Source organism: Pedobacter africanus (genome assembly GCF_900176535.1).
Lineage (GTDB): Bacteria > Bacteroidota > Bacteroidia > Sphingobacteriales > Sphingobacteriaceae > Pedobacter > Pedobacter africanus.
Map to the genome: position 1 here is coordinate 2,651,326 of NZ_FWXT01000001.1, position 18,286 is coordinate 2,669,611.

Annotated in this window: 19 protein-coding genes; 7 read left to right on the forward strand and 12 right to left on the reverse strand. The window is 43.3% G+C overall.

Going from position 1 to position 18,286, the window contains the following annotated elements; genetic code table 11:
- Positions 1–14: 14 nt before the first annotated feature.
- Together B9A91_RS11080 and B9A91_RS11085 are read left to right on the forward strand one after the other, a co-directional pair.
- Positions 15–986: a PorP/SprF family type IX secretion system membrane protein gene (locus tag B9A91_RS11080; protein WP_084238431.1), complete on the forward strand. Its 972-nt coding sequence runs from the start codon at positions 15–17 to the stop codon at positions 984–986.
- Positions 987–1,042: 56 nt separating this feature from the next.
- On the forward strand, positions 1,043–2,803 hold the full coding sequence (locus B9A91_RS11085) for an OmpA family protein (protein WP_084238433.1): 1,761 nt from the start codon (positions 1,043–1,045) through the stop codon (positions 2,801–2,803).
- A 6-nt stretch (positions 2,804–2,809) separates the two neighbouring features.
- Here B9A91_RS11085 and B9A91_RS11090 read toward each other — a convergent pair whose 3' ends face one another.
- Entirely contained in the window at positions 2,810–3,583 is a 774-nt protein-coding gene (locus B9A91_RS11090) for an HAD-IIA family hydrolase (protein WP_084238436.1), read from the reverse strand.
- Positions 3,584–3,699: 116 nt separating this feature from the next.
- Between B9A91_RS11090 and B9A91_RS11095 the strand changes: the two genes are divergently transcribed.
- A complete protein-coding gene (locus tag B9A91_RS11095) occupies positions 3,700–4,263 on the forward strand; it encodes a thiamine pyrophosphokinase (protein WP_084238438.1) in 564 nt (187 codons plus the stop codon).
- A 31-nt stretch (positions 4,264–4,294) separates the two neighbouring features.
- Here the strand turns inward: B9A91_RS11095 and B9A91_RS11100 are convergent, their stop codons facing one another.
- Together B9A91_RS11100 and B9A91_RS11105 are read right to left on the reverse strand one after the other, a co-directional pair.
- Positions 4,295–5,245: a M20/M25/M40 family metallo-hydrolase gene (locus tag B9A91_RS11100; RefSeq protein WP_084238440.1), complete on the reverse strand. Its 951-nt coding sequence runs from the start codon at positions 5,243–5,245 to the stop codon at positions 4,295–4,297.
- 27 nt (positions 5,246–5,272) lie between these two features.
- Positions 5,273–6,394, reverse strand: a complete 1,122-nt coding sequence (locus B9A91_RS11105) for a DUF4407 domain-containing protein (RefSeq protein WP_084238443.1) — start codon at positions 6,392–6,394, stop codon at positions 5,273–5,275.
- A 172-nt stretch (positions 6,395–6,566) separates the two neighbouring features.
- On the opposite strand from B9A91_RS11105, the gene B9A91_RS11110 reads away from it, so the two are divergent.
- Entirely contained in the window at positions 6,567–6,884 is a 318-nt protein-coding gene (locus tag B9A91_RS11110) for a rhodanese-like domain-containing protein (protein WP_084239680.1), read from the forward strand.
- Positions 6,885–6,886: 2 nt separating this feature from the next.
- A complete protein-coding gene (locus B9A91_RS11115; protein WP_084238446.1) occupies positions 6,887–7,075 on the forward strand; it encodes a DUF6358 family protein in 189 nt (62 codons plus the stop codon).
- Here the strand turns inward: B9A91_RS11115 and B9A91_RS11120 are convergent.
- Entirely contained in the window at positions 7,062–8,099 is a 1,038-nt protein-coding gene (locus tag B9A91_RS11120; RefSeq protein WP_084238449.1) for a dipeptide epimerase, read from the reverse strand. The two genes, B9A91_RS11115 and B9A91_RS11120, sit on opposite strands and share 14 nt — an antisense overlap.
- Positions 8,100–8,183: 84 nt before the next feature.
- On the opposite strand from B9A91_RS11120, the gene B9A91_RS11125 reads away from it, so the two are divergent.
- Positions 8,184–9,152, forward strand: coding sequence for a hypothetical protein (locus B9A91_RS11125; protein WP_084238451.1), 969 nt, complete (start codon positions 8,184–8,186; stop codon positions 9,150–9,152).
- Here the strand turns inward: B9A91_RS11125 and B9A91_RS11130 are convergent.
- From B9A91_RS11130 to B9A91_RS11140, 3 genes are read right to left on the reverse strand one after another with little or no spacing between them, the layout of a single operon-like run.
- A complete protein-coding gene (locus B9A91_RS11130; RefSeq protein WP_084238453.1) occupies positions 9,149–9,766 on the reverse strand; it encodes a rhomboid family intramembrane serine protease in 618 nt (205 codons plus the stop codon). The two genes, B9A91_RS11125 and B9A91_RS11130, sit on opposite strands and share 4 nt — an antisense overlap.
- A gap of 2 nt (positions 9,767–9,768) precedes the next feature.
- Positions 9,769–11,508, reverse strand: coding sequence for a M14 family metallopeptidase (locus tag B9A91_RS11135; RefSeq protein ID WP_084238455.1), 1,740 nt, complete (start codon positions 11,506–11,508; stop codon positions 9,769–9,771).
- A gap of 17 nt (positions 11,509–11,525) precedes the next feature.
- On the reverse strand, positions 11,526–12,230 hold the full coding sequence (locus B9A91_RS11140) for an outer membrane beta-barrel protein (protein ID WP_084238458.1): 705 nt from the start codon (positions 12,228–12,230) through the stop codon (positions 11,526–11,528).
- A 66-nt stretch (positions 12,231–12,296) separates the two neighbouring features.
- On the opposite strand from B9A91_RS11140, the gene pepT reads away from it, so the two are divergent.
- Positions 12,297–13,550: a peptidase T gene (gene pepT / locus B9A91_RS11145; protein WP_084238461.1), complete on the forward strand. Its 1,254-nt coding sequence runs from the start codon at positions 12,297–12,299 to the stop codon at positions 13,548–13,550.
- A 19-nt stretch (positions 13,551–13,569) separates the two neighbouring features.
- Here pepT and B9A91_RS11150 read toward each other — a convergent pair whose 3' ends face one another.
- From B9A91_RS11150 to B9A91_RS11170, 5 genes are all read right to left on the reverse strand, one after another.
- Complete coding sequence (locus tag B9A91_RS11150) at positions 13,570–14,265, reverse strand: class I SAM-dependent methyltransferase (RefSeq protein ID WP_084238463.1); 696 nt, start codon at positions 14,263–14,265, stop codon at positions 13,570–13,572.
- 26 nt (positions 14,266–14,291) lie between these two features.
- Positions 14,292–15,689 (reverse strand): MBL fold metallo-hydrolase RNA specificity domain-containing protein, encoded by a 1,398-nt coding sequence (locus B9A91_RS11155; RefSeq protein WP_084238465.1) that lies wholly within the window; start codon positions 15,687–15,689, stop codon positions 14,292–14,294.
- Between the two features lie 17 nt (positions 15,690–15,706).
- Complete coding sequence (locus B9A91_RS11160) at positions 15,707–15,913, reverse strand: YtxH domain-containing protein (protein ID WP_084238467.1); 207 nt, start codon at positions 15,911–15,913, stop codon at positions 15,707–15,709.
- Positions 15,914–16,054: 141 nt separating this feature from the next.
- Positions 16,055–16,468 carry a hypothetical protein gene (locus B9A91_RS11165; protein WP_144008900.1) on the reverse strand — a complete coding sequence of 138 codons (414 nt, stop codon included), beginning with the start codon at positions 16,466–16,468 and terminating at the stop codon, positions 16,055–16,057.
- Positions 16,469–16,719: 251 nt separating this feature from the next.
- Positions 16,720–18,225, reverse strand: coding sequence for a TlpA family protein disulfide reductase (locus B9A91_RS11170; RefSeq protein WP_084238473.1), 1,506 nt, complete (start codon positions 18,223–18,225; stop codon positions 16,720–16,722).
- Positions 18,226–18,286 lie beyond the last annotated feature (61 nt).

Consider the following 18,286-nt stretch of genomic DNA (forward strand, 5'->3'; position numbering starts at 1 on the left):
CAAAAGGATACAAGATGAAGAAACTGATATTATCAATTACGGGATTAATATTTTTCCTTGTGCAGTCTGTCTCAGCACAACAGGATGCGCAATTCAGCCAGTATATGTTTAATGGCATATATATCAATCCTGCCTACGCAGGGTACCGTGAGCAGCTCAATGTTCATGCTTTTTACCGGAGCCAGTGGACGGGGATTGATGGTGCGCCTAAAACCATGTCTCTGGCCGTGGATGCCATCGCCAATGATGGAAATGTTGGCCTGGCTTTCCAGGTGTCGAACGACAAATTGGGCGCACAGACTAACCTTTCGGCCTATGCAAGTTATGCGTACCGGTTGAGAATGAATGCAGATGGAACATCAAGACTGGCTTTTGGGGTAAGCGGAGGACTTGTACAACTGGGTATAGATGGATCCTTACTTAACCCCAATGATCCCGAGCCTTTTCAGTCCGCAGGCTTACAAAGTACTGTTGTCCCTGATGCCAGAGCTGGGGTTTATTATTCCAATGATCGTTTCTATGCCGGGTTTAGTGTCGATAACCTGCTGTCGCAATACATTGATGTAAAAAAACATGCCTTTATTCCACAGCCTAAACCCCACTTTTATTTAACAGCAGGAATGCTGCTGCCATTTTCCGCTGATGTGTTGTTAAAGCCATCTTTCCTATTGAAGGATGACCGTGGCGGTCCTACAAGTTTAGATGTAAGCGCATTCCTTATCCTGGCCGAAAGGCTTTGGATTGGAGGGGCGTACCGCACGGGGGTTAAGTTGTATGATAAGTCCTATATACAGCAGGGCTTGTCCAATCTCAATTCTGCTGTTGCGGCGGTACAGATCTTTCCAACCTCAAATTTAAGAATTGGTTATGCCTACGACTTTTCAATGGGTGCGATGAGGGGATACAGTAACGGCACACATGAGCTGTCCATTGGTTATTTCTTTAACCGCAAAAAAGTCCGCATGCTAAGCCCCAGGTATTTTTAAAACCTTGGAGGTTAAAAAGTTTTAATGCATTTGAGCAATCGAAAAAATATAAAGAAATGAGAAGAACCCAACCGCTGGTATTAACTGTTTTAATATTGCTGTTAAATCTGAGTATTGTACAGGCACAATATATTTTAAAGGAAGCTGATCAGCAATTTGACCTGCTGAACTATGATAAAGCGATCGCGTTATATACACAGGCATACAGGAAAAAAGCAACCGCATATACTGCCCAGCGCCTTGCGGAAGCACATCGGTTAAAAAATGATTATCCTGCAGCAGAGCACTGGTACGCAGTTGCCGTAAAGCTGCCCGACAGCAAGAACGATAACATTTTAAATTATGCAAAGTCATTGCAGCAGAATACAAAATACAGCGAGGCCAAAGCACAGTACCTAAATTATTTCAGTAAAGAAGATACCCTTTCCTCAACTGTAAAAGCACAGCTGCTGGCTTCCTGTGATTCTGCAATCAATTGGATGAAAAGCCCGGCACAGGTTGAGGTCAATAATCTGAGTTCTGTTAATGGGCCTCAATCAGATTGGGGAGCGGTGATGTATCAGAATGCCCTCGTATTTGCATCCGACAGGGCAAATCCTAACGGCAATCATTATGTCAAAACACCATTCTTAAGATTCGATGGGGCTAAATTCCCTGACAGAAAGATTTATGGCTGGACGGGGAACGCTTACCTTAAACTTTATGTGCAGCAAGGTACCGATAGCATAGGGGCTTTTCCGGTTAATGCCCAAACCAATTACCATATTGGTGCGGCTAGTTTTACCGCCGACGGAAACACCTTGTACTTTACCATGACCCGCATACCTGAAAAACTGGTTAAAGACAAGCGCAATACCGCCACCATTAATGTAGAGATCTACAGCAGCAAAAGGTCTGATAAAAAATGGGAAGAACCAATTCCTTTTAAATACAATAATGCGAATGCCTGGTCTGTAGGCGATCCGTTTATTTCCGGTGATGGCAACAGGCTCTATTTTGTTTCAGATATGCCGGGCGGTTTAGGTGGAACGGACATTTATTATGCAGATAAACTTCAATCGGGCGAATGGGGAGATGCAGTGAATTTTCGTGAGGTAAATTCTGAAGGGAATGAGCGTTCTCCATTTATAACTAAGGAAGGGTTATTTTATTTTGCTACCGATGGCAGGACAGGTATGGGGGGGCTGGATGTTTTTAGACGCGCTAAAAATGCCTCTGGAGAAGACCAGATTGAAAATTTAGGATTCCCGGTTAATTCCCCCCAGGATGATTTTGCATTCCATACAGATGTAAATACCGGGATATCCTATCTTTCTTCAAATCGTTTTGGTGGCAAGGGCAGCGACGATATTTATAGTGTAGAAAACAAAATCATAAACAGCCCCGCCATCGTTGCTAAAGAGCCAACAGATCCTCTGGCTGCCCGTAAAGAATTGCCTCAGCAGCCTGCTGAAACCAATCAGCCTGTCCGACTGGAAAACATCTATTACGATTTTAACAAATGGAATATACGGCCTGATGCTGCGGTGGAATTGGAAAAGTTGGTGGAGATCATGAAAGACAACTCGGGGATCTGGATTGAACTGGGTTCACATACCGACAGCAGGGGCAAGGATGCTTATAATTTTAGCTTATCCCAAAAAAGGGCAGAGTCTGCCGTTAGGTATATCATTTCAAGAGGAATAGAAAAAAACAGGATAGCGGCCAAAGGATATGGAGAAACACAGCTGTTGAACCGGTGCTCAAATGGAATAAAATGCACCGAAGCAGAGCACCAGCTCAACAGAAGAACAGAATTTAGAATAATTAAGAAATAAAAAGTTTTACCACCACTTTAGCGGGAATTCCAGCTGGTCAACTGAACTTACGATCAGATCGGGTTTAAAGGCGTATTGGCTTAAACGTTCTTTTTTGGCTATGCCAGATAGCACCAGTACCGTTTTGTAGCCCATTTGTACCCCACCCTGTATATCGGTTTCCATGGTATCTCCAATTACTGTAGTTTCTGCGGTTTCCAGGCCTAGATATTTTCTGGCCGAACGCATCATTACCGGGCTTGGCTTGCCAATTACAAAGGCTTTCCGGCCTGTTGCCTCTTCAATCATGGCGGTAGTTGCGGCAATGCCCAGGTTATTCCACCCTGGTTTCTTAGGCGAAGGATCCTGGTTGGTGGTAATAAATTTTGCCCCTGCCAGGATCATGTCTACAGCGCGCTGTACCATTTCCAAGGTAAAATTTCTGCCTTCGCCCAATACTACAAACTCCGGATCGGTGTTTACCAGGTTAATTCCATTTTCATGTAAGCTGGTAATCAGCCCTCCTTCGCCCAATACATAGGCTGTTCCGTTTTGACTCTGATCGCCCAGGAATTTGCCGGTGGCCATGGCGCTGGTGTAAACATGGTTTTCTGTTACTTCAATGCCCAGGAGCTTTAGTTTGCGAACCACATCAAGCCGGGTGCGTTGGCTGTTGTTGGTCATAAAGGTAAAGGGGATGTCGTTCTTAAGCAGGCTGTCAATAAACTTGTCAGCACCCTCAATTAATGTTTCTCCACTATAAATGACACCATCCATGTCAATCAAAAGTCCGTGTTTCATAAATTTCTTCAATTAAAATAATGTTCAGCCTGCTCGTACGATTTATATGGGTCAGTGCAAAGATGCAGAGATAAATTTAAAACAAAAGTTAAATCTTGTAAATGATATATTTGTGCATGTCATCACATCACATTATTCGCGAGAAACAGGAGCCGGCCCTTTATATTCATGAGTTGGGGGCCTTTAATGAAGAATACCTGGGGCAGCTGCTGGAATGGAGCCCTACCCTGATTGTAAATGGGCCGGTATATGAAAAGGCGCTTAGCATGGGCTTAAAGGTCGATGCTGTAGTCAGTTCAGGAGAAACAGACGCATTCCAGGAAAACACGAAAGTGATCAGCGCGGGCAAGGAAGCTTTGGATGCTGTCCTTGATCATCTGATTGCCGAGCAATATCCGGCGGTTAATGTGATCGATGTTCATAGTAATTTAAGGGAGCTGGGCAGCTATATTGAGGCCATCAATATTGTGGTGTTCACTGGCACCGAAAAAGCCTATGCCATCAAAAAAGGGTTTAAAGTGTGGAAGCCAAAGGGAAGTTTATTCAGAATTGATGTGCTCTCTTATTTTGAGACCAGCAACCTCCGCCAGGAAGAGAACGGCGACTTTGTTGTGATCGATGATGGTTTTGTTGAATTTAATTTCTCAACCGAGTACCTGTTTATTTCTGAAGTATTGTAATCAGGCCAGCCAGGGCCGGCCTGATGTGAACTTATTCTATTAATCTCGGGATTCTTGTAGGTGTATCTGTTCCCTTAATGATGCTGATGGCACTTTTGGCAATACTCTTTATCGTCGACAGGATATTGCTGGTGTCCAGCGTTTCATACTCATCTTTTACCGTATGGTAAAACTCATCCTTGTCGATCTGGTCGGTACTGATGGTATGGGCAGGTACGCCCAATGCGGCTAATGTGGCGTTATCGCTCCGGTAAAACAACTGCTGGCGGATATAAGGATCGGGATGAAAGGTAAATTCCGTACCGGCAAGGTTTTTCTGCAGTATTTTTCCGAAATCAGATTTGTCATAGCCGGTAATAAAGGCAGCATTTTTTCCAAACTTGCTTTCTTTGCCGATCATCTCTATGTTAAACATGGCCACCACATCATCGGGGTTTAGCTTTTTGGAGAAATGACGGGAGCCAAAACCACCGATCTCCTCGGCGGTGAAAGCGATAAAGATGAGCGTGCGTTCATTGTTGTTCAAAGCCTTATAGTATTTGGCCAAAGCAATTACAGCAGTAGTACCAGAAGCATCATCGTCTGCACCATTGGCTATACTGTCGGTTCCGTTGGCTTTAATGATCCCCAGGTGATCGTAATGGGCCGAGAAGACAACGATTTCATTGGGTTTGGATTTGCCCGGGATCATTCCCGCCACGTTAAACAAAGGGCGCTGATCCGTAGAATCCTTAAAGAAGGTCTGGCGGTAGCCTGTTTCGCCCTTCAGGGGCATCAGGCCAATGTTTTTAAATTCTGACTCAATAAAAGAGGCCGCTTTGTCAATGCCCGGACTAAAAGTTGCCCGCCCCTGCATGTCGTCACTGCTCAGCGTCTTAATCAGCTGGTCAACATACCCTGCTGTGATGATCTTGTTGATGTCCTGTGCCCAGGCCAGCTGTGTAAATAGTAAGGCCAGTAAAGTGTAAATGGTTTTTTTCATGTATAACAGTAAGTTTAGTTTTTATGTTTAGTGCTCCCAGTTGTGGTTTTTCAGGTCCTGATAGGCCTGCCCTTTTATAATTTCCCTGCGCTTTTCGGTTTCTGTTGAAACCTTCGTTTCATGGGTCCCGTCTGCTACCTCTGTTTCATATTCCCGCTCTTTATCCGATTGGTAAATTTGTGTTTGCTCAATATTTTCTACTGAGTGGTCGTAAGGCCCTCTGCTGCTCATCAGCTTTACAAATACCGGTAAACATTCAAAGAATATGAACAAAAGACCGATAAAGGTTACCGCCAGGTAGGTACTGGTATCCCTTGTGCCATCCTTGTTAAAGCCCAGCTGTCCCAAAGCCCAGTTCCTGTCGGCAAAGCCGGCAATACTGGTCAGGCTGTCCAGCTGTTTGCCCGTATACAGCTTTTCGCTCATTAACCCATCAAATTGCTTTCTGTCTGCCACAAATTTCTCCAGGTTCCTGACGTCGGCCGCCAAAGTATCCAGTTCCTGTTCCCTTTGTTTTAGCTCGGCCTCTTTTCTTTTGGCATAAGGGCCGTAGCCCATGATACCGGAGGTTTCGGTAGTTTTATTGCCAAAGATCTCAAAATTGAGTTTTTGCCGGTCGGTTTTAATGGCGCCGGCCATAGAATCCCTTTGGGCCCGGCTTTCATTCAGCTTGCCCATTTCAATGGTATACTTGTTCTCAAAAGCAGCATTCAGGGTATCAATTTTCGATCGCTGGTTGTTCAGGTAACTCACCTTCAAACGTTCTTTGATCTCCTTGTCGAATATTTTGAGCTCTAAAGGTCGTGATATGACAATCCCGATTATGATAGCCAGCAATATACGGGGGGTAGCCTGCAGGATCTGCTTATTGGTGCTGGCGCTTTTGTTGATGCTGGATACGATGTAACGATCCATATTAAAAATGGCCAGTCCCCAGATCAATCCAAACAATACAGCAAAAAATACAGCCCCGCCATCACCTTTAAAAACAAAATACATGGCATATCCCCCAGAGAGGGCCGCAAACAAGCCGGTAAAGAATATAGTGGCGCCAATGCCTATATATTTATTATGCTCTGTAGGATGTTTTTCCAGTGTGGAAATGTGGGCCCCCGAGCAGAACCAAAAGAAACGCGATATAGAATTCATGACCTCTAAGCATCAAAGTTAATAAAGAATACTATTTAAACGCCCGGGGTATGAAGTTGTTACAGTAATTTGCTTGAAATGATCAGATTATCACATCTAAGTGTCTAAAAAACAGTTTTTTTACAATGAATGATTTCGGCATTCTGTATCTTTGGAAAAATCAAATGACATGATAAAAGAAATAACAGTTCAGGAGCTTAAAGAAAAAATTGACAATAAAGAGGATTTTCAATTGATCGATGTTAGGGAAACATTTGAATATGAAACCTCCAATCTGGATGGCCTGAACATACCTTTAGCTGGTATTTTAATTGAAGCAGATCAGATTGCACAGGATAAACCTGTTATTATTCACTGCAGAAGCGGAAAGAGAAGTGCTGCGGCTGTAATGCAATTGGAAGCACAACTGGGTTTAACCAATTTGTATAACCTTCGGGGGGGAATTCTTGCATGGCAGGAGGCTTTTGATCCAAACATGCCTGTTTACTAAGCATGGGAAAGAAAATTGCATTAAACGTTTTTTATAACCTAGGCATCATCATTTCTGTTTTTGGAATGGTATGGGGATATAACAACGCCAAATATTTAGCCATAGCCTTATTTGTAGTTACTGCAGCCTTTTTTGTTTATTTAAAGGTACAGCTGGTAAAGGAGATGCGCAATACCCTTAAAAGGAAGTAAAAAGACCGGGGTCTATTCCCTCCAGTCCTAGTCCCGGCAGCTGGTTAAGCTGGTATTTTCCATCAGCCATTGCCGGGGCATTAAACGGGTTGTTTTTGGTCAGCCAGGGGCCATCCAGGTCTGCCCAGTCGCACAATGGTGCCAAAGCTATACCAGCTTGTGTGGCACAGGAGGTTTCACTCATGCAGCCAATCAGTACCTTCATTCCAAGTGATCTTGCTTTCAGGATCATCTGATGGCCTTCGTACATGCCCGCACTTTTCATCAGTTTGATATTGATGCCATGGTAAGCACCCCTTAAACCTTCCAGGTCTGTTAAGCGCTGTACGGCCTCATCAGCAAGAATTGGAATAGGGCTGCGTGCCGTAAGCCAGGCATTGCCTTCCAGGTTGGCCTTGTCCATAGGTTGTTCAATCAAAAGTACTCCATTGTCGTGCAGCCAGTAGATCATGTCTATGGCCTGTTTTTTATTGGTCCAACCCTGGTTGGCATCTACATATAAGGGCAGGTTGCTCACACTCCTGATGGTATTGATCAGCTCCTTGTCATTGTCTCTTCCCAGCTTTATTTTCAATACTTTAAAACCCTTTGCATCGGCCACTTTTTCCCTGATCACCTCCGGAGTGTCAATACCAATGGTGTAAGACGTAACCGGCATTTTTGATGGATCGGCCCCATATATCGCATAGCAGGGCTTATCCAATAGTTTTCCGTTAATGTCGTTCAAGGCGATGTCAATCGCTGCTTTTATCGCCGGATGCCCCTTTTCTACACTATCCAGGTATGCCATGATCTCTCCGAAATCGAAGGGGTAAATAAACCTGTTCCAGTCCACCCGCTTCAAAAAGTTAACTGCAGTTTCTACACTTTCGCCCATATAAGGCACCATTGAGGCTTCACCATAACCATCTGTATTTTCATAGGTTAAGCGGATCAGCATTATTGGGGTACTGGTGCGCGAGAACTTTGCAATTGCAAATGGGTGCTTTAATTCAAGGTTATACGCAGTGTAGGCGAGTTTCATGGGCAGGATACTTTGGTAATTTGAAGGTTAAAAAAAATTGCCGGGGGCTAATGTAAAAATAATATGCCTAATATTGTGCCTTGTATGAGCAGCACAATATACCAACCCTTTAAGAACTTCGATTTTAAATATAAAAGTTGCTTTTTAAGCGGAGATACTTTTAAATCGCCAATTGAACAGATCAATATACTGCCTGCATGGCTGCTGGGGGTAGCCCATTTTAGCGGTGAAGAACAGATTAAATTGCTGGATGAAAGTGTGCGTTCCTATAATGCCTTAAAGGTCCCATGTAATACAGAAATCCTGACACACTTTATACAGCCGCTCGAAGAAAAGGTTTCGGCTGCATTTGCAAAGGGTTATGAAGGGGTATCGGCACTGGATGAAGCAGACTTATTTAAATGGATCGGTAAGTTTATTTACGGATTGATTTATATTGAAATGAATGCTGCCGTTCGGCTGCAGCAACTGAGTGCCGACGGATTAAATATGTCGCAGGGACTGATGCATAAGTTTGGTAACCTGAATACCATGATCCAGAGCATTTACCTGGATGTGGTATTTGAAGATTTTATACCCTGGTCTATCGTTGTGGTTCCGCTGGAAAATAAGGAGACTCCCTTTAGTTTCCGCGACGAGATCAATACGCTCACTTTCTCTTTAAAACTTAAAGACTTCGGCATCATTGCCTGTTTGCAGGACAATGGGACGAACAAAAAATATCACCAGGAGTTGCTGGACCAGATCGAAGAAAAGCCCTTGTCTGCCGAACAGTTTGAAGAACTTTGCGCCCGTTTCTTTTATTCGGCCTATTTGTTTAACCGTTTGCCTGAATATGCCATTATGCCTGTTGAGGGCTCGGTTTATATTGATGCCATGCCACTTAAAGGAACTTTAAACAAGCCGCTTTTTGATCACTGGCAGCATAAAACCTATGCACAGGTATTGCAGGACTTCTGGAAACCCTGGGGGCATACGCTGTTTGAGATCATTAAAGACCCGACCAAACCAATGAGTTATTTTGACCCGGCCGCACTACCGGAAACGAATTAACCGATTTTAGCCATCAGCTGGCTGATGAAATTGGGAATGATTCCGGGAACAATCAGCACCGATATGATTAAGCCGGTTAAAGCGCCAAAAAGGTGTGCGTCGTGATTAATGTGGTCTCTTGCATTTTTCGACATGTAAGCGCAGTATACCAGGTAAAGAGGGCCAAAAATGATTGCCCAGATAGGAATCGGAAGCGGAAATATGATCATGGTAGAAAAAGGCTGACATAGAATATAGCTGAACAAAACAGCGCTTATAGCACCAGAGGCACCAAGGCTATTGTACCACATGTCATCTTTATGGCGTATTACCGAGGGAATATCACTCAGTATTAACCCAAGAAAATAAACTACAGCGAACCGCAGAGAGCCTATCATTGCTTCTAATTGGAAGGCAAAGAAAAAGAAGGTCATCATATTGAACAGCAGGTGCATCCAGTCCGCATGAATCAACCCGCTGGTTATTAGGGTGTATATCTTATGTTTACGTGATACACTATAAGGATGCAGCATGAATTTGCCATACACTCCATGGTTGTAAAAAGCGTAAACGCTGGTAATGATGGTAAATACAAAAATAAATGAAGCAACAGGGGTGTGGATTAAATATTCCATTCTTATTTAAGTGATAATTGGGTTTCAGCAAGCAGACGGGCTATCGGGTACCTGTTGTGCGTTTTTTCGTAATAATCAGAATTTTTATAGATAAAGTCAAGCTGTGCCTCAGCATTTTTACTTAATGCAGGGTCTTTCTGTTTATGCTGTTCCAGTTTTTCCCTTAATGTAGGGTCTTTCTTTAAAAGACCGGCTGCTGTATCTTCAAACACATAGGCCGAAAAATGCTCTTTCATACCTAAAATGGAATCGAAAAAATTCCAGTTAAAAAAAGAATCGGTGGCCTGCGGCTCCAGGGTTTCTACAATATACCGGTTTACAGGCTGGTTCACATAAACTACATAGTCGCCTTCATAAAACTGAAGGGTTTGTTTTGCCGGGCTAACTTTTACCGCAGAGTGTACATAATGCCCCTCAAACGGTTTAGCTGTAGTTTTATAATCTGCAATATAATATACTTCAACCGGTATGGCGGTATCTTTTGTTAGCCGCTGCATTTTTACGCGGTTTAGCTTTAGCAGACCTATCACCTTGTCCCAAGCCTGAGGGATAATATAGGCAATAGGTTTATTCAATGTAACCGCCGGTTTGTAGGTATTCCAGTAGTTAATGGTTTTGGTATAAGGCGCGGCGCGGTCGTAATAAAGTCTTTCCAGGCCGCTTACTTCACTTGGTTTCTGTTTTGCTGTATACCCTTTAAATTCCAGCGCTTCCTGTTTTTCCTGGTCCAGCTTCCACTCTACGGTAAACTCTTTCTGATTGGCCGTTTCTTGATCTGCTTTATGTTTGTTTTCTACCAGTTTTTTTGCATCCCTGGTTACGATCTCAAGATAGGTTTCTAAAAGCTTATAGGTGGCATCCACACGCTTGTCATAAGCTTTCAGCATATGGGTTTCCGGCATAAAGCCGATGGTGTTGTGCAGGGTGGTGTAACCGGTTGAGTAGCGAGGGGACTCCAGGAAACCTGTAATTCCGGCATCAGGTGTTTCTTCTACAGAATTTACATAAGGGATCATTTCATAACCCCGCTGCTTAATGCCTGCATAAAGATCGGGTAGCAAAGTTTTAGTCATGTAAGCCGAGAGCCCCGGATTTAATTTATCCTTATGGGTCGGGATCAGCGTCATGGTGTACTGGTAGTCGGCCCCGTTGCTGGTATGCGTATCTACAAAAATCTCAGGCTGCCAGATGTTGAATATTTCCTGGAAACTGTGCGAATTCTGTGAATCTGTTTTAATGAAATCCCTGTTCAGATCGTAGTTCCTGTTGTTTCCCCTGAAGCCATAGGCCAGTGGGCCATTCTGGTTCGCCCTGGAGGTTCCGCTGCGGTTAAAAATCCCGTCAATGTTATAGACAGGAATGATACAGATGACCACATCTTCCGGCAGTTTACCCGCTTTCAGCAGGTCACGCGCAAGCATCATACTGGCATCAATCCCTTCCGGCTCCCCAGGGTGGATACCATTGTTGATCAGTAGCACACACTTGTTGTTTTTTCTTACCGTTACCGGGTCAAAAACCTTGTCCCTGGCCAGTACAAAAACACTTAACGGCTTGCCAAAATCTGTATTGCCATAGGTAAGCAGTTTGCATTCCGGGTAAGCCTGTTCAAGCAACTGGTAGTGCCTGATCACCTCGGGGTAGGTTGCTGTTTCTTTTTTACCGCTTAATTCGTATGGGGTGTGCTGGGCTGATGCATTCATAAATAACAATAAGAGCAGTAAATTTAGGAAATGTTTCATTACCCACGTGGCTTTTGCTAATACAATGATTTTATGGAAAGCCCCATAGGGCCAAAGTAGTATTTTAAGCCGATGGAGAAGTAGTTATAGATGTCTGGATGGCCGCTTCTGAATCTAATCGGAGAATCATCATAGCCGTCCAGGCCTTCGCCCAGCGTGATGTTTGACTGGTAATTCACATTAAGCCCGTATCTGTAATAGCCCGATCTGTCCGTAAAGTTAAAGTTAATGCCCAGGTTTAAGGGAACCAGCAGGTCGGTAGACTTGTCCTTTCCGGGAAAAATATAACCACTGCCGTCCGGCTTTTCCCTTACTACAAACTTCATCTTGTTCATGATGGCACCTACACCGGCCCCTATGTATAAGCCTTTTATGGCATTGGCAAAATCACTGTGGTTATAATCTATCAAGGCGCCAAGTGCCAGCTTGCCATTCAGGTTAATGGCCTTATAGGTATTGATGAACTGGCGCATGTTGGGGTCTTTATAAACATCTCCTCCGTTGATCTCTCCAAACTGACCTTCCATCCCTAAACTGATAAAAGGGGTCAGGTAATAATCTAAAGTCCCATATCCCGACAAGCCGAAATCGTGTTTATTCAGATCGGCAAAGGACTGGGTAATGCCTGCGCCCGTTCCAAGGCTCAGTTTGTAAAAGTTAGATTGTGCTGCGGCATTTACATATAGTATAACGGGCAGTAGTAGCGCTAAAATTGTTTTCAATTGATCTTCATTAAATTATTAGGCAAAAACTATAATCTTTCTATAACTTTGGATTTTCATAAGAGTATGCTAATTTATACAAATAAAAATAAAAGCCTTCAAAACAGGTTTATAAAATACGTGCAAATCGACACGCAGTCAGACCCTTTGTCGCCTACTGTACCTTCAACAGAAAAACAGAAAAACCTGGGCCGGTTACTGGTGGAAGAGCTGCTGGAACTGGGTATTGCCGATGCACATCTTGACGAATATGGTTATGTTTATGCAACCATCCCTTCCAATTCAGATAAAAAGGTGCCTGTGATCTGTTTCTGCTCCCATATGGATACCTCTCCGGATTGCAGCGGGTACAATGTAAAGCCAATTATCCACGAGAATTACCAGGGACAGGACCTGGTATTGCCCGATGACCATTCCGTTGTGCTAAAGATGAAGGAACACCCTGATTTGAAAGACCAGATCGGCAACGACATCATTACGGCCAGCGGGACTACTTTGCTTGGGGCCGACAATAAAGCCGGTGTTGCAGAGATCATGGAAGCTGCAGCTTTCCTGGTACAAAACCCTGACTTTAAGCATGGCGAAATTAAGATCTTGTTTACACCTGATGAAGAGATTGGCCGTGGGGTAGATAAGGCAGACCTAAAGAAACTGGGGGCTGATTTTGCCTATACCATAGATGGTGAAACACTGGGCTCAATTGAAGATGAAACCTTTTCGGCAGATGGGGCGGTTTTAACCGTAAAGGGGGTAAGCGCTCATCCTGGTTTTGCGAAAGGCAAAATGGAAAGTGCCATTAAAATCCTTTCTGACGTGATCAGTGCACTGCCGGCAGACTGCCTGTCACCTGAATCAACCGAGGGTAAAGAAGGCTTTATTCATCCCGTTACCATTAGCGGTAATGTAGAGCAGGCCGAAGCCCGCTTTATTCTGCGCGCCTTCAATGATGAAGAGCTGGCCGCTAACGGTGAACTGCTAGATGCCACTGTTCAGAACATCATTGAGGATTTTCCAAACTCATCGTATGAACTGAAAATATCAGAGCAGTACCGCAACATGAAGCAGGTGCTGGACAAATATCCTCAGATCATTGAATATGGTATCGAAGCCATCAAGAGGACTGGAATTACCCCTAAGCGGCAAAGCATCAGAGGTGGAACAGATGGTTCACGCTTGTCGTTCATGGGCTTACCATGTCCGAATATCTTTGCAGGAGAGCATGCCTTCCATGGTAAGCAGGAATGGGCTTCTGTACAGGATATGGAAAAAGCGGTAGAAACCATAGTGAACATAGCTGCCATCTGGGAAGAGCGTTCCTAGAGCGCTTAGGGGCGTCTTCTTAAACTTTTAAGGTTAACCTTGCTAAATACTGGTCATTTTCGTCTTCGAAGATGACCTCTGTGCGCCATCCTGTCTGCGTAGCAATATCCGTTAAGGTTTTCTGGTCTACATATACCCATTTAAACCAATTTCCTTTGACACTTTTGTACTCATACCTGAAGCTGACCTCGCCAAAGTACCCGCTTTCAGGGAAGGGGATTTCGAGGTAAAGATAAGAAAGGTCGGAACTGTCGAAAACCAATTGCCCATCAGTGTTGATGAGTTCTTTTGCCTGGTTGAGAAAAGACCTCAGGCCGGGTAAAGAGCCTGTCAGGCCAATACCGTTCATCATAAAAAGCAGCGTGTCGTATTTTTTTCCTTCAGGTTTATAGGTGAGAATGTTGCCTTCTATAGCCTGTTTGAGGCCGCGCTGTTTCATGATGGTTACCGCGGCTGCGGATATGTCCATCCCGGTAACGTCGAGGCCTTTTTTTTGCAGGATAAGGGCGTGGCTGCCTACCCCGGCACCAACGTCGAGCACACGGCCCCTGCATAAATCAAGGGCCTTAAGCTCCAGCTCAGGCATTTCATTTTCATTCCTGAAATAAATGTCGACCGGCATTTCTTCGGGTTCGTCATAAGAATTATGCACCCATAAAGTTTCAGCGGGTGGTTTTATAAACTGGTCTTTTAAAGCTTCTCCGAATATATCCATGCGGCAAAGATAGGAAACCCGGTGTTTTAAAGCTCAAATTCCTCGTGATATTCAGGAATGGCTACATTGCTAAATCCGGCAGCACTTACCCGCAGCGCAAAGTTCTGTTGTACATCGTATTCTCCATGAACAAGGAACACTTTTTTCACTTTTGAAGCATCCTGAACAGAAAGGAACTGGAGCAGGTCTTCAAAATCGCCATGTGCGCTCATTGATTTTATGGATTGTATTTCTGCAATTACATCATACTCCTGTCCAAAAAGCCATACCCTTTTTTGTCCGCCTATAAGCCTGCCGGCCAATGAGCCCGGACTGGCATAGCCCACCATTAAAATGGTATTCTTTTTATCGCTGATGTTGTTTCTGATGTGGTGCCTTACCCTACCTCCTTCGGCCATGCCTGATGAAGAAATGATCACGCAGGGCTGCTGATCGCTGTTTAAAGCTTTAGACTCGGCTACGTCTTCAATAAAACGAAGGCCTTTAAAACCGAAAATATCACGATCTACTTTTAGCACTTCCTTTACACCATTGTTGTAGACTTCGGGGTGGCTCCTCAAAACTTCTGTTGCTTCGAGTGAAAGCGGGCTGTCGACATAGTAAGGAATGGCCGGAAGCTGATTTTTTAATTCCAGTCCGTTTAGGGCGTAAAGCAGCTCCTGTGTGCGGCCCACACTAAATGCAGGTATAATTACTTTTCCTCCTTTTTCCAGGCAGGTATGGGTAATTACCTGCAGCAGCATATTTTCTATCGGGTCAAGGTCAACATGCAGGGAGTCTCCGTAGGTCGATTCCATAACGATGTAATCGGCCTGTGGAAAGGTTTGCGGACTTTTCAGCAGCAAATCGCCATAGCGTCCAACATCCCCGCTAAAGGTAAGCCGGGTTTCTTTTCCTTCTTCATTTATCTTAAGATGTACGGCGGCACTACCTACAATATGCCCTGCGTCTGTAAAATAAACAGAAATATCCGGACTGATATCAAAATTCTGATTGTAAGGTATGGTTTTAAACTGGCTTAAAGTTTGATGAACGTCCTTGTCTGTGTAAAGCGGCATTTCCTGATCTTCCACACGTTTGATTTTTTTGTTAGCGTATTCAGCATCCTGCATCTGAATCTTTGCTGAATCCAGCAACAGGATCCGGGCGAGGTCTTTGGTGGCAGGTGTACAGAATACAGGCCCCCTAAAGCCTTCTGCCACCAGACGGGGCAAAAGCCCGCAATGATCTATATGCGCATGCGATAAGATCATGTAATTAACCTTTGCGGGGTTAAAGCCAAAAGATTCGTTCAGCTTTTCGGTGATGTCGCCCATCCCCTGGAAAAGTCCGCAGTCCAATAATAGCTGTACTCCATTGTTTAATGTAACCAGGTGTTTACTGCCTGTAACGGCGCGTGCCGCCCCATGAAAAGCAATCTTCATTCTTGTCTTTATGTGGCTTAGGCTCTTACTTTTGCTAGCGTATCTTTTACCTGATCGGTCACATCTGCCAGTTTTTCTTTGGAGGCATCTAAAAGGTCACAAAACCAGTCAGACATTTTATCTTTCATCTCTCCTGTTTTATCTGATGACAATATCAGGGCAACAGCAGCACCAAGGGCAGCTCCTGCCAATACGCCTGCAATTATTTTAGTTTCTTTCTTCATGGTTTCTCCTTTTATTTAATCTGTAAATGACGTTGTAAGATAAACAAAAATAGGGCCGAATGGTTTAGGTGCAGACAGTATTGCATAAAAAAGCCGGATAACAATTAAGTTGCCCGGCTTTTTAATAGGGATGGATGAATATTATTTTACATTAACACCTTCAAATTTGAACATTGCGTCCTGAAAGTTGTTTACTAATGACATTTCTATATCAGAATTAGACTGAAAAGAGAAGATCACTACCCTGCTGCTACCGGAAGAAGACATATACTGTTTAGTCGCCTCTGCATAGAGAAAATTTGAAAAGGTTAAAGCAGCAAAAGTGCCGTACTCTTGTCCACTTACTGGTTCAATTGCAACTTCATTGGCCGCTTTTCTGGTTACTTTAATTTTAACATTGTTGTAGTCTACTGTACCTACAGATAATTTTCCCTGATAGGTTTGCGACACCTGTGCCGATTTGTCCTGGCCATCAGGATTTGGTTCTTTGTCCTTGCTGCAGGCAGCAAAAATGGTAACAAGCAATAGAATTGGATAGATGATTGATTTTTTCATAATTAAATAAGAGTTGGTTTGAAAATATTTAGCCATGCCTGTTGTAAAAACTGTGCCAAAGCATAGGGGTAGTCTCAAGGTTATTCTCTTGAACCATTAGAATTAACTACTGGTTTACCGCTAATTGTGCTGTTTGTTAATGGATTGTGTTCTTGATTATCTTTGTATGATAATTGACGTTTCTTTTGGTAAAAGAAACGCTGCAAAGGATAAGATGTCTGTAAAAAGAAACAGAATTTAAGGTGCTTTATCTATTTCAAGGCTTCCTCTAGCTGCTGAATTAATTTGGTCCTTTCCATTGGGTATCCTGCTTTTGAAAGTTCATAGCGACCATCTTTTTTTATCAGGAAATAAGTTGGGTAGCCTTTGCCCTTTACCGCATTCATGACGCTTTCGGTCAAAGTCTGACTAGCCAGAATATGCGTGCCTTCCAGATTAAAATAGCTGATCAGTTCTTTCCATGCCTTTGTGTTGCCGGTATCGTAGTTGGCAACATAGAAGTATTCAAGATCTTTGCCTTTAAAATGTTTTTTAATCTCGGCGCTGTTTTTTTCAATTTCCTGCCTGCATGGGGAGCACCAGGTTCCCCACATGTCAACCAAAACTGTTTTGTTTTTGGCCAGTTTTAATAGGTCATCGAGCGTGTTTAATTGTTTGGCAGTACTATCGGCAAAAACCATACGCTCATTTAAACCTCGTTCCTGCCTCTTTTTAACGGCGTTCACAATGGTTTTTAATTTCGCGTCATATTCGCTGACCGGATATTGATCTTTAAACCTGCTGTAAATGTTCAGTAGATTTTTCGGATCACTGTTATCTATAGCGTCAACAATCAGATGTGCGTATAGATATTCTGCTGTTTTGCCTTTAAAGTATTTCTTGATAATCTTCTCTCTCAAAGCGTTGCTCTTATCTGCCATATACTCTTCTTCTCCCTTAAACTGATCTCCGCCGTACCATTCCTTGTAAAAAGCGTTCTTATTTTCATATTGTTCAGTCCATAATGCTTCTTTTTTTCTGCCTAGAAAATCGGTGATCAGAAGGGTGTAATTGCGAGAAGATAAGGCGTTCGGGTTGTCGAGTGGCTGTATATTGAACAAACTGTCCTGAATGGATTGCCACTTGTCAAGATTACGTTTGTATGCCGATTTAACCTGGAATTTGTTGTTCTCTTTAAAACTAAAATAAGCGCTTGCAGCCCAATAAGTCAGGTTAAGTTTTTTAGCCTCAATAAATTCCTTAGTGGGTTTATAACGGGTACTATATTTTTCCAGCTCAGTCTTATACTGTTTTTCTTTTTTTAAAATTGCACTGATGACCCTGTCGGGTACCGTGTCTCCGTAGAACTTTTGCGGATCAAAACCTGAGGAGCCCTTGTAAATGGATTGGTTGTTATTGCTCCCTTTTCCCGTTACGGCTATTTGGTAATCTTTGGCTAGCATATCAGCATTAAATGTTAGCTTATCGCCAGGAGAAAGAAAAAACGAATAGGATAACCATTGATCAGATTTGCTGCGCTCGCAATAAAAGTCGAACGACCTGGGCCTTGTGATTTTTAAGCTGTAGGTTGCTTGCCCGTTTTTATTAAGCGGTAAAGAGACTTTTTCTTTGCCATATCGGGATAAATTATTTTGAGGGGATAAGGTACAATTGCAGGAGCCGGAGTTTTTAATGTTGAAATGGATGGTAGCAGTTTGTGCAGGCGTAGAGCCTGTGTACAAAATAACCAGAAGTACAGAGCAGATAATTTTTTTCATCACTAAAGATAGACCTTTTTTAGAAAAGCAAAAGCTGTAGTATATGAAAAAGATATATAAA